The sequence below is a fragment of the Bradyrhizobium tunisiense genome (genome assembly GCF_042263385.1).
In the GTDB taxonomy this organism is placed as follows: Bacteria; Pseudomonadota; Alphaproteobacteria; order Rhizobiales; family Xanthobacteraceae; genus Bradyrhizobium; species Bradyrhizobium tunisiense.
In genome coordinates, this window is sequence record NZ_JBHLEV010000003.1 from 717,565 (window position 1) to 733,461 (window position 15,897).

The window sequence follows — 15,897 nt, forward strand, 5'->3', positions numbered from 1 at the left end:
TTCTGCTACACCGGGATCCTCACGCTCGCCCTTAGCCCCCCCATCGGACTGTCGCCGAGGGTGATGTCGCCGCCATGCGAGCGGGCGATGTCGCGGGCGATGGCGAGGCCGAGGCCCGTGCCGCCTTCGTCCTGGTTGCGGGCGTTGTCGAGCCGCAGGAACGGCTTGAACACCTCTTCGCGCAAATGCGCGGGAATGCCCGGCCCGTCATCGTCCACCGTGACGGTCAAATAACGGTGATCGCGCTGGCCGGCGATGGCGATGCTCTTGCCGTAGCGCGCCGCGTTGGTGACGAGGTTGGCAAGGCAGCGCTTGAACGAGGCCGGCTTCACTGTCACGACGGGCAGGCCGTGGAAGGCAACGGTCGCGGTATGACCGTGGCGTTCGGCGTCGCCGCGCAATTCCTCCAGTGCCTGCGCCATGTCGGTCGGCTGCGACTGCTCGCCGGAATCGCCGCGCGCAAACGCGAGGTAGTCCTCCAGCATCATCGACATCTCGTCGACGTCCTTGCGCATCCCCTCCAGCTCCGGGCTGTCGCCGATCAGCGCCAGCTCGAGCTTGAAGCGGGTCAGGATGGTGCGCAGATCGTGGCTGACGCCGGCGAGCATCGCGGTGCGCTGCTCCATGGTGCGCTCGATGCGCGACTTCATCTCGAGGAAGGCGACCGAAGCGCGCCGCACCTCGCGCGCGCCTCGTGGGCGGAAGTTCGGCGCCTCACGGCCCTTGCCGAAACTCTCGGCGGCGTCCGCAAGCCGCAGGATCGGCTTGATCTGGTTGCGCAGGAACAGCACGGCGACGATCAGCAGGATCGAGGACGTGCCGACCATCCAGAACAGGAAGATCTCCGAATTCGAGGCGTAGGCTGCGCTGCGCTGCGCGAACACGCGCATCACGGCGTCGTCGAGCTGGATTCGGATCTCGACGAGATTGGAGCGGCCGACCGTGTCGATCCAGAACGAGCGTCCGATCTGGCGGCCGAGTTGCACCGACAGCGTCTGGTCGAGCAGCGAGAAGAACGGCTTTGGTCCCGGCGGCGGCATGTCGCCGGCGGGAAGGAAATCGACGACGAGGCCGAGGCGCTGCTGGGCGATGCGGCGGATCTGGTCGCGATCCCGGTCCTGCGGATAACCCTTGTAGACGTCGATCAGCGCGGCGATGTCCTGCACCACCGCGGCGGACAATCTGCGCGTCACCGTGTTCCAGTGCCGCTCCATGAACACGAAGGCGACGACCGATTGCAGCACCACCATCGGCACGATCATGATGAGGAGCGCGCGGGCGTAGAGGCCGGTCGGCATCCAGCCCTTGAACGCATTGCCCATCCAGCCATTGACGGCGGAGACGCGACCGGCCGCGCTCTTCAGAAGCGTGAGGCCGGTATCGATCGTGCTCATCTGGCGCGCTTCACTGTGTTATGGCGAGGCCACCAGCCGGTAGCCGATGCCGCGCACCGCCTGAAGAAACAGCGGATTGGCCGGGTCGGTCTCGATCTTGCGCCGGAGGCGATTGATCTGCACGTCGACGGCGCGTTCATTGACGCTGCCATTGCCGGTCAGCGCGCTGCGCGGCACGGTCTCGCCCGGAGTCTCCGAAAGAATGCGCAGCATCTCGCGCTCGCGGTCGGTGAGGTGGATGACCTCCTCGCCCTGGCGCAGCTCCCCGCGCTCGAGATGGTAGATGTAGGGACCGAAAGCGATCTTCTCGATCGTAGCGGCCTGCGGCGGCGGGGCGGCACGCTTGAGGATGTTGTTGATGCGCAGCGCCAGCTCGCGCGGCTCGAACGGTTTCGCCACATAGTCGTCGGCGCCGATCTGCAGGCCCTCGATGCGAGCCTCGGCTTCATGACGTGCCGTCAGCATCACGATCGGCACCGAGGAGGATGTCCGGATGAAGCGGGCGAGATCGAAGCCGGTCTCGCCGGGCATCATCACGTCGAGGATCAGCAGGTCGAAATGCAGGCCCAGCAGTTTCGATCGTGCATCACCGGCGCTTGCGGCGGTGGTGACGCGGTAGCCCTCTGCCGCGAGGAAGCGCGAGAGCAGATCGCGGATGCGGCGGTCGTCGTCGACGAGCAGCAGATGTGGTGCGTCATCGGCCGGGCGCGCCGGCGGGCGGGCGAGAGTGGCAGCGAGCGGCACGGTCACTCCTTGGCGTTGTTGACGGAAGCGAAGATCGTCTCGAGCACCTTGTCGGGATCGTCCCGATCGATCATCGCGCGCAGGAAGCGCTTGACGGTCTCGGCATCCTGCGGACTCATCTCGGCGAGCGCCTTGGTGATCCGCGTGGTCTGCAACCCGGCGAGCTTCTGCACCAGCGCTTCGCCCTTGGGCGTCGCGTAGAGCAGGCGCTGGCGGCGATCATTGTCGCCGGTCTTCTGCACGATGTAGCCCTCGTCCAGCAGCTGCTTGAGCACGCGGCCGAGCGACTGCTTGGTGATGCGCAGGACGTCGAGCAGGTCAGCGACCTTCAGGCCGGGATAGCGGTAGACGAAGTGCATGACCCGGTGATGTGCCCGGCCGAAGCCGAAAGCCTCCAGCTCCTGGTCGGGATCGCCGACGAAGTCGCGATAGGCGAAGAACAGTAGCTCGATGATATCCCAGCGCAAATTGCCTCCACCGTCTGTGGCCGGCTTGGGCTCGGCGGCGTCGTGAGAGGAAGTCGCGAAATTTATGTCAGGCATATTGACGTATCTTGGGTTCAATGTTACAAAACGGTCAACCCACACGAAATTTTAGATCGTTTCGCGGCGGGTGGCGTCGAAGCAGGGACGGCGGAAAGGGCCGGACAGGCGACGACGGCCGGAGCAGGTCTACCGTGCGATTGTCGAGCGGCATTTCGGCAAAACATACTGGACTTCCGCGTTCCGCAAAAGCATGTCCTCGGCGACATGCTGGCCACGGGAAACCGGCCGTAACAAGGCTGGCGGTGGTTCAGCCAGACACCTAATGAAGCCAGCCGGCCCGAAACAGGGCGGCCGGCGCCAGAACAGCGCCGATACCGGCAGCGGGAGCCAAGGACATGAGCATGACATTCGACATCCAGCCCGCATCCAATCCGACACCCGAGAAGGATCGTGTCGCCAAGCTGGTGGACCCGGGCTTCGGCCGGGTCTTCACCGACCACATGGCGATCGTCCGCTACAACCAGGCCAAGGGCGGCTGGTACGAAGCGAAGATCGAGGCGCGGGCCAACTTCCAGCTCGATCCGGCCGGCGCGGTCCTGCACTACGCGCAGGAGATCTTCGAGGGCCTCAAGGCCTACAAGCGCGACGATGGCGGCGTGAACCTGTTCCGCCCCGACGCCAATGCGCGGCGCTTCAAGGACTCCGCCGACCGCATGGCGATGGCGCAGCTGCCCGAGGACGTCTTCATCGAGGCGGTCGAGCAGGTCGTGCGCATCGACCGCGCCTGGATGCCGGGCGGCGAGGGCAGCCTGTATCTGCGTCCCTTCATGATCGCGAGCGAGACCTTCCTCGGCGTCAAGCCGTCCTCCGAATACATCTTCGCAGTCATCGCCTCGCCGGTGGGCTCGTACTTCAAGGGCGGGCCCGCGCCGGTCTCGATCTGGGTGTCGGAGAATTACACGCGCGCCGCGGTCGGCGGTACCGGCGCCGTCAAATGCGGCGGCAATTATGCCGCCAGCCTGCGCGCCCAGGCCGAAGCGATGCAGCATGGCTGCGATCAGGTCGTGTTCCTCGACGCGATCGAGCGCCGCTACATCGAGGAGCTCGGTGGCATGAACGTCTTCTTCGTGTTCGACGACGGCTCGCTCTCGACGCCGCCGCTCGGCACCATCCTGCCCGGCATCACCCGCGACTCCATCATCGCGCTCGCAAGGGATGCGGGCAAGACGGTGCGCGAAGAGCCGTATACGCTCGACCAGTGGCGCAAGGATGCGGCTAGCGGCAAGCTGAAGGAAGCGTTTGCCTGCGGCACCGCCGCGGTGATCTCGCCGATCGGCAAGGTGCGTTCGGTCAGCGGCGATTTCGAGATCGGCGGCGGCGCCGCCGGTCCCGTCGCGATGGGCCTGCGCAAGCAACTGGTCGACATCCAGTACGGCCGCACCAACGATCCGCACAACTGGATCCGCAAGGTGTTTTGAGGCCTCGTGTCCCGGACGCGCAAAGCGCGAGCCGGGACCCAGAGTGCAGTTGCTGGACCCCGGATCAGCAGCGCACCACGCCGCCGAGAGGCGGCGCGCTGCGCAGCATCCGCCGAACGCCGGTGGCGTCTAACTCCATGAACGCGCCGCCACAACTCCGCGACAAAGTCAGGATACATTGAGTCATCCTGGACATCGCGCGATCATGGCAGCAAAGCTCTCCCAAACCATGAAATGGGTCGTTCTCGCCGCAATCACCGGCGTTTCCGTCTTCGGCATCCTGGCCATCGGCCCCACGCACGAGGTCGTCGCGCAGGATCGCTCGCCGATCGTCGACGTCCGCACCGGCGATCCCGAGATGAATGCCGCGATCGCGCGCGCCCGTGGCTCGCTTCCCACCTTCTGGGCCTCCTATGACGCGCCAAAGCCGTCGGAGACGGGGCATTCTCTCAAAGCTCATTTTTCCACCCGCAAGGGCGGGGAGCACATCTGGATCGCCGAGATCAAGAAGCTACCCAACGGCAGTTATTCCGGCGTGTTCGCCAACGACCCGCGCGACCTGCCGGGCAAGCGGGCCGGCGACGAGGTCAAGTTCGCCGAGGCCGACATCTCGGACTGGATGTTCATGCGCAACGGCAAGATCGTCGGCGGCGAAACCATCAAGCCGCTGCTCAAATCCATGCCGAAAGCCGACGCCGACGCGCTCCGGGCGCGGATGGAGCAGCCGTAGGGCAGTTGCCGCCTCGCGCCCCGGCTGGTAAACGCCGCGCATGGCCGAAAAACCCAAAAAACCGCAGAAACTGAAGGCGCGCCTGCCGCGCGGGCTCGAGGATCGCGACCCCGCAGCGATCCGGGCGACGCGCGAGATGGTCGAGAAGATCCGCGCCGTCTACGAGCTCTACGGCTTCGAGCCCGTGGAAACGCCGGCGATGGAATACACCGACGCGCTCGGCAAGTTCCTGCCCGACCAGGACCGTCCGAACGAGGGCGTGTTCTCCTTCCAGGACGACGACGAGCAGTGGATCAGCTTGCGCTACGATCTGACTGCGCCGCTCGCCCGCTATGTCGGCGAACGCTACGGCACCGACGCCCTGGTCCTGCCCTACCGCAGCTACCGCGTCGGCTACGTCTTCCGCAACGAGAAGCCCGGCCCCGGCCGCTTCCGCCAGTTCATGCAGTTCGATGCCGACACGGTCGGCTCGGCGACGCCGGCGGCGGATGCCGAGATCTGCATGATGGCGGCGGACACGATGGAGGCGCTGGGCATTGCGCGCGGCTCCTATGTCGTGAAGGTGAACAATCGCAAGGTGCTCGACGGCGTGCTGGAAGCCATCGGTCTCGGCGGCGAGGAGAACGCGGCCCGCAGGCTCATCGTGCTGCGCGCGATCGACAAGCTGGACAAGTTTTCCGCCGACGAAGTGCGCAAGCTGCTTGGTCCGGGACGATGGGACGGTAGCGAAGAGGGCAAGGGCGACTTCACCAAGGGCGCCAATCTAAGCGCGGATGAAGCTGACGTCGTTCTCGCCATCACCAAGCCGCGCGAGGATTGGAAAGAGGCCATTGCCGCAGCGGAAACCTACCTTGCCAAGAGTGCAGTCGGTCAGGCTGGCGTGAGCGAGCTGGAGGAAATTGCAAAACTGGTCACGGCCTCGGGTTACGGTGCAGACCGCATCAAGATCGATCCGTCCGTCGTGCGCGGCCTCGAATATTACACCGGCCCCGTCTACGAGGTCGAACTCCTGCTCGAGACCAAGGACGAGAAGGGCCGCCCGGTGCGCTTCGGCTCGGTCGGCGGCGGCGGACGCTATGATGGTCTCGTCTCGCGCTTCCGCGGCGAGCCAGTTCCGGCAACCGGTTTCTCGATCGGCGTGTCGCGCTTGCAGGCCGCGCTGACGCTGCTCGGCAAGCTCGACACGCGGCCCGAATTCGGCCCTGTCGTCGTCACCGTGTTCGACCGCGACCGCGTCGCCGACTATCAGAAGATGGTGGCATCCCTGCGCACCGCCGGCATCCGCGCCGAGCTCTATCTCGGCAATCCCAAGAACATGGGCAACCAGCTCAAATATGCCGACCGTCGCAACAGCCCCTGCGTGATCATCCAGGGCTCGGATGAGAAGGCGCGCGGCGAGCTGCAGATCAAGGACCTGATCGAAGGCGCCAAGGCCGCCGCTGCGATCGCTTCCAACCAGGAATGGCGCGAGAGCCGGCCGGCGCAGTTCTCCTGCAGCGAAGCCGATCTCGTCGCCAGGGTGCGCGAGGTCTTGGCCCGCCATGACGTAAAGTGGGGATAGCCATTCCGCCAAGCCGTCATGCCCGGGCTTGTCCCGGGCAGCCACGTCTTGTTTGATGGCGGCCGTCAATGGCCGGTGTTCGGCCGGTAGGGAGAGAAAAATGCCTGAGATCACCGTCAGCATGGCCGAAGGCCGCACCGACGAGCAGAAGGCCGGCATGATGCGCGACATCACCCAGGCGCTGGTGAAGAATCTCGGCGTCGACGCCGATGCCGTCGTCATCCAGATCAACGAAGCCCCGCTCCGCCACAAGATGAAGGGCGGCAAGACGTTCGTGGAACGCGCGGCAGCGGCGAAGAAGTAGCGCAGGTTCGGCAAGTCCAGGTGTCGTCCCCGCGAACGCGGGGACCCATAACCACAGGGCGTGGTTGTGGGCGCGCCGGTAACGCCGAGTCTTCGTCAAACTACTCCCTGTGGCTATGGGTCCCGGATCTGCGCTTCGCTTGTCCGGGACGACACTGAGCAAGCACCATGGACGCACGCGATTTCATCACGATCGGCATGAGCGCCGAGCGCACGCTGGTGGTCCCGGCGGAGCGCACGGTCGGGCATTTCGTGCCTGGCATGCCGATGGTCTATGCGACGCCGATGATGATCCTGGAAATGGAGATGACGGCGGGCGATGCGATCCGTGCCGCGCTCCAGCCTGGCTGGGTCACCGTCGGCACCGAAGTCGACATCCGCCATCTCGCCGCGGCGCTGGTTGGGGCAACGGTGCGGACCACCGCGAGGGTCGTTGCAGTCGAACGGCGGGTGATCCGCTTCGAGGTCGAGGCGTTCGAAGGCATGCGCAAGCTCGGCGAAGGCCGCCACGCGCGCGGGCTCGTCAATGTCGAGATGTTCAATAAGCGCCTGGGGGCATAGCGAAGGACTCAGTGCCGTAGGGTGGGCAAAGGCGCAAAACGCCGTGCCCACCGTCCCTTCACAATGGATACAGATCGTGGGCACGCTTCGCTTTGCCCACCCTACGGCATTTAGCGCGCGCCCGGCGAGGAATAGAACGCTTCCTGCTCCTTGCGGATACGCACGGCGGGCAGCGTCTCGTCGATCGCCACATCGGCCCAGGTGATGCACGCGTCCTTTGCGACCGGCCTCGTCAATCGCACATTGTGCGCAAGCCCGAGCGGCAGATAGCCCTTGGCCAGCGACGTGCTCGCCGGCGTCAGCTTGCCGAAGACTGTGTATCCGCCTTCTCCGTCCAGCGTATCTCCCGCGCGCAAATCCTTCTTGGCCGTCGCGACGACATCGGCGTTGAACGTGGTCGCGACCCCCGTCGCCTCCTTGCGCAGCGCGATCGAGGCGACCGAAATTCCGAGCTCCAGACCGATGAGATGCCACTTCTTGTAGGAGCTCATGTAGCGGCCGCTGGGATCGGTGACGACGCTGTATTCCTGGAAGCAGTTGCGGATGTACTCGCTGTCGCCCTCGAAACAGACCCAGACTCCCTTGCGGATGTCGTTGGGGATCGGCTTGCCTTCAGCCGTCAGGCAGGACACGACTTCGACCTGGCCCTTGCATTCCAAAATGCCGCCCTCGGAATGGGGACGCATCAGCGTCGGGATGTCGTCGACCGATCCCGGCGGGAATGCGAGGCCTTGCGAGGGCGCCTGCAGCCCGGTTGCGTTCGCGATTGCGGCGGATTCGATCGCCGGCTTGGAGCCGTCGAGGAACGCGTTGAACATTTTTGGATTCATGCCGCCCCGCGCAGCCTGCTCGGCGGTCAATCCCCAATGATCCCAGACGGTTTCGGGCGTCGACTCGCGATAATGCGGCAGCCATTTGTGGCCGCGGCCGGCCGCAACGACCGGGAAACCGCAAGCCCTTGCCCAATCGACGAGGTCGCAGGCGAGCGCCGGCTGATCGCCATAGGCGAGGCTATAGATCACGCCGGCCTGCCTGGCCTTTTGCGCGAGGATCGGCCCGCAGAAGGCGTCGGCTTCGACGGTCACGTTGATGACGGCTTTACCCGCAGCAAAGGCGCCAAGGCAGTGCTCGACCGCCGCCACGGGATTGCCGGTGCACTCGGCGATCATTTCGACGCCTTCGCACTTCACCAGCGCTTCCCAGTCGTCGGTCAGGAAGGTCGTGCCGGTCTTGAGCGCATCCTCGAGCGAGCTTGCTGCGAATTGCTCCGGACGCCAGCCAACCCGGTTCAGGTTTTCACGGGCACGCGACGGGGACAGATCGGCAATTCCCACGAGATGGATGCCCGGCGTGCGCAGAACCTGATGCAGGTACATTGCGCCGAACTTGCCCGCCCCGATCAGCCCGATCTTGATGGGACGCCGCTCGGCCTGTCGTTCGAGAAGTTTTGCGTAGAGGTTCACGATCGCTCTCCCTTCCGGCAACAAGTCGGGATCGGTTCGCGTCCGGCCACCGGGAGGCCGAAGCGCTTTTGATCTGCCTACTTCGCCAATTCCTTCGACCGCTTCGTCGCCGCCGCGATCGCGCGGATCATGAGATCGCGCAGACCAGGCTCGCCCATCAGCACGCCGAGCGCTGCGGCGGTGGTGCCGCCGGGCGATGTGACGTTCTGGCGCAGCGTGCCGGCCGGCAGCTCCGACTGGTGCAGCAGCTCGCCGGAGCCGGCGACGGTTTCGCGCGCAAGCTTCGTCGCCAGCGCCTCGGGCAGTCCGGCCTCGACGCCGGCGCGGGCGAGCTCCTCGGCGAGCAGGAACACATAGGCCGGGCCCGAGCCGGACACCGCAGTCACCGCGTCCATCAGGCCTTCATCCTCGACCCATTCGACCGAGCCGGTGGCGCGCAGCAACGCATCGGCCACCGCGCGCTGCGCGGCGCTGACATTGTTCGCGGCGACTGCAACAGTGATGCCGCGGCCGATCGCGGCCGGCGTGTTCGGCATTGCGCGCACCACGGCGCCGCCACAGACCTCCTTGAGCGAGGCGATGGTGGTTCCCGCCATGATCGAAACCACTGAGGTGTTGCCTGAGACGAGCGCCTTCAATCTGGCGCCGGCCTCGCGGAACATCTGCGGCTTCACCGCGACGACCAGCGTCTCGACCGGGCCGACGGTCTTCATGTCCGGATTGAGCGCGATGCCCTTGGCGGCAAGCGCAGTGATCTCAGGTGAGATGTGCGGATCGATTACCGCGACGCGGCGCGGGTCGAGCCCGCCGGAAAGCCACCCGGTCAGCATCGCGCCGCCCATCTTGCCGGCGCCGGCGAGGAGGATGGTGCCGGTGATGTTCTGGAGGGGGTTGTTTGCCATCGCTGCTGCCACAAGCTCGGTGTCGTCCCCGCGGAAGCGGGGACCCCCGCGCGAGCGCTTGCTCGTCACGTTACCACAGGCGGTTCTAGTGGATGGCGGTGTTGGCAACAAGCCGCGTGCCACAAGATGAATCACGCGGTATGGGTCCCGGATCCTCGCTGCGGGTCCGGGACGACAGTGGAGAGAGGGCGCGACCTTACGCCTCTCCCACCGTATCGAACATCGCCGCGTCCATCGCCTCGGTCGTGGTCTTGCCGGCCCACACCACGAACTGGAACGCCGGGAAGTAACGTTCGCAGGCGTGGATGGCGCCGGCGAGCATGGCTTCGCACTGTCCGGTCGAGGCGGTGAGGCCGCCCGGCAGCACCAGCGCCTGGCGGTGCATGACCATGCCGGTGGTGGTCCACAGATCGAAATGGCCGACCCACAATTGCTCGTTCACGGCGGCGACGAGCCGCTGCACCTCGCCGCGCCGCGCAACCGGAATCTTCATGTCGAACGCGCAGGCCAGATGCAGCGCCTCGATCTCGCCCATCCAGGTGAAGGAGAGCTGGTAGTCGGTCCATTGTCCCTTCGAGACAATCGTGAGTTCGTCTTCGCCGGAGCGTTCGAACGGCCAGTTGTTGCTGGCAGCGATATCCTCGACCACCGCGAGCGGATGGCTTTTGGAATCGATAGTGCCTTCGAGCAGGGACATGCCGTCTCGACCTCTTGCCTTCTTGTTGTCTTTGATACGCACGCGGTTGGTCCGGCGCGCGCTCCCTAACGTCGCTGCGGCGATCCCTGGGATCGCTGTTGCGCTCCCCTCAGGGTCGCTCTTGCGATCCCAGGGTCGCACTTGCGATCCCTTGGATCAGCGCGGGCCTGTCGCGGATCAAGTGATGTGATTTGCGGAATCTGCGCAACGGGGTCCCGAGTCCGTCCACAAGCCATGACTCGTTCGTCCACAGCTCATCTCCGCCACAATTCTTAACGCCGGGAGTCCCCAATCCGGATGGAGGAGAACAAACCGGAATCGGATCCAGGGGGAGGGCGCCAATCGTTAATTCCGTGCCGCGAGGGCCGCTCCCACGGCGCTGGCATGGGACCATGCGATTTGCCCATGCGGAACGCGCTTGCCGCGACCGCGCGAGAGCTGCATATTTCCCGGCAGGCCGTTCATCCCGAACGGCCGATGTTCTCAGGGCGGGGTGAAAGTCCCCACCGGCGGTAAGGGCCGAAAGGCCTAAGCCCGCGAGCGCCTTCCGCGAGGGTTATCCCGAAGGGAAGGGTCAGCAGATTCGGTGCAACTCCGAAGCCGACGGTTAAAGTCCGGATGAAAGAGAACGGTCGGTGGCAGACGCATCGCAAGATGCGGCTGTTTGTCGTTCCGTGTGCCCTGATTCTGGTCCTTAAACGAGGAAAGCCATGAATCAGATGTTGCAAGATCCCCAAGCCGAAACGTCCGAAGTCGTCCAACCGCCGGTTCCGCAAGGACCCGCAACCGAGCACCCTCGCTTCGCAAAGCCGCAGCGGGTCGCCTTCGTGCAGGCCTGCTGGCACCGCGACGTGGTCGAGGAAGCCCGCATCGCCTTCATCAAGGAGGCCGAGGCGCGGCACCTCACCCATGTCGACGTGTTCGAGGTGCCGGGCTCGTTCGAGATCCCGCTGCACGCGCAGGTCCTCGCCAAGACGCGGCGCTACACCGCGATTGTCGCGGCGGGCCTCGTCGTCGACGGTGGCATCTACCGCCACGAGTTCGTCGCCGACACCGTGATCAAGGCGCTGATGGACGTCCAACTCCGCACCGAGGTGCCGGTGTTCTCGGCGGTCCTGACGCCGCAGCAGTTCCACGAAACCGAGGTGCATTACGACTTCTTCCGCAAGCATTTCGCCATCAAGGGCGTCGAGGTCGCCGCCGCCTGTGCTGAGACCTTGCTTGGCCTGGAGCGCCTGCGCGGCCAGGTCGCGGCGGGAATCGTAGGGTAGGCATAGTCATTCCGGGACGCGCGGAGCGCGAGCCCGGAATCCATCGACACGGATGGCTACGACATGGATTCCGGGCCGGCGCTGACGCGCCGCCCCGGAATGACGATCCCTTGCGTAGAACAGGCGCGACGTCGATCCTTCGGCGCGGCGCGGGCTGTCGTCAGCCCAACGACACACCCGCCTTGGCCCGGCTGATCCCGAGGGTCAGAATGCGGTGCAGGAGGTCGGGGTATTCGAGGCCGGCATGCTTGGCGGCCGTGGCGAATTCCTGGCTTTTCGCGATCTCGGGGTTGGGATTGGCCTCGATGAAATAGGGCGTGCCGTCGGCAGCGAGGCGAAAATCGATGCGCGCGTAGCCGTCGAGGCCGAGCGCCCGGTAGATGCGCTTCGCGGCGCGCTGGATGCGTGCGGTGACTTCGGGCGCGAGGTCCTTCGCCGGCCCGTCGACGATGCCGACCTTCTCCTGATAATCGGTGTCGTGCTTGGCTTTCTCGGTGGCGATGTGTCGTGACCTGCGCCCGCCCATGGTGCCGAATTTCAGTTCCCAAACCGGCAAGACGCGCAACCGGTTGTTGCCGAGCACGCCGACATAGAGCTCTCGCCCCTCGATGAACTGCTCGGCGATGGCTGCGGATTCGACCCGCTCGTGGATGAAGGCGACGCGTTCGGCGAGCTTCTCGTCGGTATCGACGATCGAGGCCTGAGAGATGCCGAACGAGCCGTCCATGTTCAGGCTCTTGACGATCAGCGGCAGCGCAAGACGTGTCGGACGTTTCACCTTGCGGCGCATCGGGAAGACGGCGAAAGCCGGCGCCGCGATCCGGCGATGATGCACCAGCGTCTTCGACAAATCCTTGCCGCGCGCCAGGATCAAGCCGCGCGGATTGCAGCCGGTATAAGCGACCTTCATCAGCTCGAGATAGCTCGCGATGTGCTGGTCATAGGCGACGTTGTTGTGGAATTCCTCCAGCAACGTGAACACCACGTGCGGCTTGAACTCCTCGATCGCCTCGCGCACCGGCTTGATCTCGTCCTGTGCGCCGAGGGCGCGAACCTCGTGGCCGGCCGCGCGCAGAGTGCTCACGACGTCGTATTCCGTTTTCCACGTGTTGATTTCCTGCGCGCTGTATCCGTCGCTCGAGTCCGGAGGCATGAAGTCCGGATGCATGAGGACAAGAATCCGCAGGCGTCTCATAGCGCGATCCATTTGCGCCGAGACGGGCCAAACAGCGCGTGCATCGTCTTGGCGGTCACGAGGACTGTGAAATCGAGAACGAGCTTTGGTTCGGGGCCGACGGCGCGCAGGTCGAGCTCGCGGCAGCGGAAAATCATGTCGTCGAGCACGGCATCGAGCGTGAGCTGGTTCTCGCCGGTCCATCGCGCGACCAATTGCCTGATCTTGGCGCGGTGGCGCCTGATCAGGCTCGAAGCCGGCTTTGAGCGGTAATGGCGCGGATCAGCCGAGAACAGCCGGGAGAGGTCGCGGTCGTAAGTCTTCGGCGGCGTAAAGGCGTAGAACGCCTGCTTCTTCTTGTAGTGATCTTCGAGCGTCTGGTTCAGCCGGCTCAGCGGGTCCACGCGCTCCCGCGTCGTGATCTCCGGCCGCTTTCCCGCGATCTCGCCCATCAGCTCGTCGACATATTCGAGCTTCTTGAGCGCCGGCCAGCCGGCATATCGCGTCCGCCAGTTCGAGCGCGGCCGCAGCCACACTGCAAACGTCTCGGCGAAATCCTCGTCCGGGTGGCTCTGCGCGTACCACAGCCGGAGATGCTGAACGTAGCGTCTGCTGGCAGGGTTGGGCCGATAGTAGCGCGGGTAGTGTTTCGACGACGGGCCGAACAGCTGCTGCCATCGGCGTCGGCGCTGCAGCTGGTAGCCGTGTTGCAGGGCATGGCCGGCCTCGTGACGGAGGATAGCCATGCATTCGCGCCACGTCCCACCCTCGACGTCGAACATCATCCTCTTCTCGAGCTTCATCAGGCGCGGATGGGCGAGATAGAAGGGGATGGCGATGCCTGGGACATCGCCCGGACTGAACCACTCGCTCGAGATCCATGTGTGCGGCCGCAGCCGGATGCCCCGCTCTTCGAGCTCCTCATAGAGCGTGCCGACACAGTCCTCGAGCCAGGTGCCTTCGACTTTGACATTCAGGCTGCGGAGGCGTTGCTTGAGCAACGCGTCATCCGACAGCTTTTCCCAAGCATGTTTCCGGCGTGGCATCAGGCATCCAGAGGGCGGCGATGACTCGGCATCCGATGATGTCACGGGCCGCCGCCCGCAACAACCCGCGCGGTCAGTATGGCGGGACGGGGCGAGAGGTAGACGGGCCGTCATTCCGGGACGTGCGTAGAACGCGCCCGGAATTGATCGATCTACAGGATTGCAGATGGGTTTTCCGGCTCACCTCTCTGAGGCAAACCGGAATGACGGCTGTCAGAACAATCAGTCGAAAAGGCTGGACACCGACTCTTCGGCGGCCGTGCGCGCGATCGCGTCCGAGATCAGGCTGGCGATCGGCAGGGTGCGAATGTTCGGCGCCTTGGTCACCGCCTCGGTTGGCAGGATCGAGTCGGTGATCACGAGCTCCTTCAGCTTGGAGTTGGTGATGCGGGCGGCCGCGCCGCCGGAGAGCACGCCGTGTGTGATGTAGGCGTAGACCTCCTTGGCGCCCTTGGCGAGCAGCGCGTCGGCCGCGTTCACCAGCGTGCCGCCGGAGTCAACGATGTCGTCGATCAGGATGCAGGTATAGCCGGCGACGTCGCCGATCACGTTCATGACCTCGGACTCGCCCGCCCGTTCGCGGCGCTTGTCGACGATCGCGAGCGGGGTGTTGATGCGCTTGGCAAGGCCGCGCGCGCGGGCCACGCCGCCGACGTCGGGCGAGATCACCATCGTCTTGGAGAGGTCGAACTTGTCCTTGATGTCGCGCACCATCAGCGGCGCGGCGTAGAGATTGTCGGTCGGGATGTCGAAGAAGCCCTGGATCTGGCCGGCATGCAGGTCGAGCGTCATTACGCGGTCGACGCCGGCCTGCGTGATCAGATTGGCGACGAGCTTGGCCGAGATCGGCGTGCGCGAGCCCGATTTGCGGTCCTGCCGCGCATAGCCGAAATAGGGCAGCACCGCGGTGATGCGGCGTGCCGAGGAGCGGCGCAGCGCGTCGGTGATGATCAGCAGCTCCATCAGGTGATCGTTCGCGGGATACGAGGTCGACTGGATGACGAAGGCATCCGAGCCGCGGACGTTCTCCTGGATCTCGACAAAGATCTCCATGTCGGCGAAGCGCCGCACCACCGCCTTGGTCAGCGGCAGGTCGAGGCCTTGCGCGATCGCCTGGGCGAGGGCCGGGTTGGAGTTGCCGGCGACGAGCTTGATGGAGCCGTTTTTGGCCGACATGGACGCTTCCTCCCGCGCTTTGCTGGATACGACGTTCAACATCTCAGATCCCACTGGAAGCACGGTTACAACGGGCGAGGAAATATCAGGCCGGGGGCTGCAATGGCAACCCGGGATGCTACGTTTTCCCTTCGAAAATCCTGAGTCGGGCCAACGGCTTGGCCGCGACTTGAGGCCGTGGTTTAGCGGGGGTTATCGCTCGGCATAGCCGAGGGCCGAGGTCGGCATGTCCGGCGCGGGCGCAATCGGAATGACGCTCGCCACTGCCGGTCCCCGCAGCCCTGGAGCTGCGCCAGGCGCATCCGGCGTCCCGTTGATCATGTTGGAAAGGCCGCTGAATCCGGCCTGGGCGATCTTCCGCAGCACGAGATCGTCGGCTGCCGTCCATGCATCCCGTCCAGCCTTCGTGGAGGTCGGTTCCTCGCCGGAGAGGCGCAGCGCCCGCTGCTGGTTGGCGTCGTAGACATCCCAGACCCAGGCGATCACGGTCTTGCCGCGTACCACCTGGGCGGAGAGGTAGCTGCGCACGCGGTAGGCAGCCGCGCCCTCGCGGGAGACGACGGACAGGCTGCGCAGCTTGGATTCGCTGTCGAGCACGCCGACCATGCGGTCGAAAACATGCGGCGGCGGGCCGTCGATCGATTCGAAGGCAACGGTTGCGCCGCTGCCGGTGCTCGGCGCCATCGCATAGGAATTGGCAGCACCACCGCCGCCGGCGCAGCCGCCGAGCGCGGTCGCCGCCGCCAGCAGCGTGACCGCCAGCAGGCGCGAACCCGTGCGGCCGAAGATGAATGACGCGTCCCTCATTATGGAGGGCAGCGATATCGTTAAAATCGATTAAGGTCTAGGGCGGGCGAGCCACAAACACGCTGTCATTCCGGGGCGCGCCACTCGGCGCGAGCCCGGAATCCA

General features: G+C 65.2%; 16 protein-coding genes and 1 riboswitch. Of the genes, 6 read left to right on the forward strand and 10 right to left on the reverse strand.

Translation table 11 applies throughout. The features are described from left to right. Window positions 1–5: 5 nt before the first annotated feature. From ACFDR6_RS16690 to ACFDR6_RS16700, 3 genes are read right to left on the reverse strand one after another with little or no spacing between them, the layout of a single operon-like run. Complete coding sequence (locus tag ACFDR6_RS16690; protein WP_317242357.1) at window positions 6–1,394, reverse strand: ATP-binding protein; 1,389 nt, start codon at window positions 1,392–1,394, stop codon at window positions 6–8. Between the two features lie 18 nt (window positions 1,395–1,412). Beyond that, window positions 1,413–2,144 (reverse strand): response regulator, encoded by a 732-nt coding sequence (locus tag ACFDR6_RS16695; RefSeq protein ID WP_317242358.1) that lies wholly within the window; start codon window positions 2,142–2,144, stop codon window positions 1,413–1,415. Continuing rightward, on the reverse strand, window positions 2,141–2,680 hold the full coding sequence (locus ACFDR6_RS16700) for a MarR family winged helix-turn-helix transcriptional regulator (protein ID WP_249152868.1): 540 nt from the start codon (window positions 2,678–2,680) through the stop codon (window positions 2,141–2,143). Before ACFDR6_RS16700 ends, ACFDR6_RS16695 begins: the two co-directional genes overlap by 4 nt. A gap of 338 nt (window positions 2,681–3,018) precedes the next feature. Here ACFDR6_RS16700 and ACFDR6_RS16705 point away from each other — a divergent pair, with 338 nt between their 5' ends. The 5 genes from ACFDR6_RS16705 to ACFDR6_RS16725 all read left to right on the forward strand — a co-directional run bounded on the left by ACFDR6_RS16705 (window position 3,019) and on the right by ACFDR6_RS16725 (window position 7,256). Continuing rightward, the gene (locus tag ACFDR6_RS16705) at window positions 3,019–4,101 is read left to right on the forward strand and encodes a branched-chain amino acid aminotransferase (protein WP_212080277.1); all 1,083 of its coding nucleotides are present in this window, start codon (window positions 3,019–3,021) and stop codon (window positions 4,099–4,101) included. A 205-nt stretch (window positions 4,102–4,306) separates the two neighbouring features. Beyond that, window positions 4,307–4,831 (forward strand): YegJ family protein, encoded by a 525-nt coding sequence (locus ACFDR6_RS16710; protein ID WP_375858894.1) that lies wholly within the window; start codon window positions 4,307–4,309, stop codon window positions 4,829–4,831. 40 nt (window positions 4,832–4,871) lie between these two features. Next, window positions 4,872–6,392: a histidine--tRNA ligase gene (hisS, locus tag ACFDR6_RS16715; RefSeq protein ID WP_375858895.1), complete on the forward strand. Its 1,521-nt coding sequence runs from the start codon at window positions 4,872–4,874 to the stop codon at window positions 6,390–6,392. A 55-nt stretch (window positions 6,393–6,447) separates the two neighbouring features. After that, a complete protein-coding gene (locus ACFDR6_RS16720; RefSeq protein WP_375858896.1) occupies window positions 6,448–6,696 on the forward strand; it encodes a tautomerase family protein in 249 nt (82 codons plus the stop codon). Window positions 6,697–6,863: 167 nt separating this feature from the next. Then, the gene (locus ACFDR6_RS16725; RefSeq protein ID WP_212080291.1) at window positions 6,864–7,256 is read left to right on the forward strand and encodes a thioesterase family protein; all 393 of its coding nucleotides are present in this window, start codon (window positions 6,864–6,866) and stop codon (window positions 7,254–7,256) included. A 110-nt stretch (window positions 7,257–7,366) separates the two neighbouring features. On the opposite strand, the gene ACFDR6_RS16730 is transcribed toward ACFDR6_RS16725, so the two are convergent. The 3 genes from ACFDR6_RS16730 to ACFDR6_RS16740 form a co-directional block, all read right to left on the reverse strand. Then, entirely contained in the window at window positions 7,367–8,719 is a 1,353-nt protein-coding gene (locus ACFDR6_RS16730) for an NAD(P)H-dependent oxidoreductase (RefSeq protein ID WP_375858897.1), read from the reverse strand. Between the two features lie 77 nt (window positions 8,720–8,796). Next, a complete protein-coding gene (gene proC, locus ACFDR6_RS16735) occupies window positions 8,797–9,621 on the reverse strand; it encodes a pyrroline-5-carboxylate reductase (protein ID WP_212080295.1) in 825 nt (274 codons plus the stop codon). A gap of 196 nt (window positions 9,622–9,817) precedes the next feature. Then, window positions 9,818–10,318, reverse strand: coding sequence for a type III secretion system chaperone family protein (locus tag ACFDR6_RS16740; RefSeq protein ID WP_375858898.1), 501 nt, complete (start codon window positions 10,316–10,318; stop codon window positions 9,818–9,820). A gap of 475 nt (window positions 10,319–10,793) precedes the next feature. Further along, window positions 10,794–10,952: riboswitch (FMN riboswitch) on the forward strand. 76 nt (window positions 10,953–11,028) lie between these two features. Here ACFDR6_RS16740 and ACFDR6_RS16745 point away from each other — a divergent pair. Further along, the gene (locus ACFDR6_RS16745) at window positions 11,029–11,589 is read left to right on the forward strand and encodes a 6,7-dimethyl-8-ribityllumazine synthase (RefSeq protein WP_212080298.1); all 561 of its coding nucleotides are present in this window, start codon (window positions 11,029–11,031) and stop codon (window positions 11,587–11,589) included. Window positions 11,590–11,749: 160 nt separating this feature from the next. On the opposite strand, the gene ACFDR6_RS16750 is transcribed toward ACFDR6_RS16745, so the two are convergent. The 4 genes from ACFDR6_RS16750 to ACFDR6_RS16765 form a co-directional block, all read right to left on the reverse strand. Next, window positions 11,750–12,784 (reverse strand): D-alanine--D-alanine ligase family protein, encoded by a 1,035-nt coding sequence (locus ACFDR6_RS16750; protein WP_212080299.1) that lies wholly within the window; start codon window positions 12,782–12,784, stop codon window positions 11,750–11,752. Then, window positions 12,781–13,809 (reverse strand): putative zinc-binding metallopeptidase, encoded by a 1,029-nt coding sequence (locus ACFDR6_RS16755; protein WP_317242365.1) that lies wholly within the window; start codon window positions 13,807–13,809, stop codon window positions 12,781–12,783. The genes ACFDR6_RS16750 and ACFDR6_RS16755 overlap by 4 nt, the downstream gene beginning before the upstream one ends. A gap of 222 nt (window positions 13,810–14,031) precedes the next feature. Then, window positions 14,032–14,985 (reverse strand): ribose-phosphate pyrophosphokinase, encoded by a 954-nt coding sequence (locus ACFDR6_RS16760; protein WP_212080301.1) that lies wholly within the window; start codon window positions 14,983–14,985, stop codon window positions 14,032–14,034. Between the two features lie 192 nt (window positions 14,986–15,177). After that, window positions 15,178–15,792, reverse strand: coding sequence for a hypothetical protein (locus tag ACFDR6_RS16765; protein WP_375858899.1), 615 nt, complete (start codon window positions 15,790–15,792; stop codon window positions 15,178–15,180). Between the last annotated feature and the right edge of the window lie 105 nt (window positions 15,793–15,897).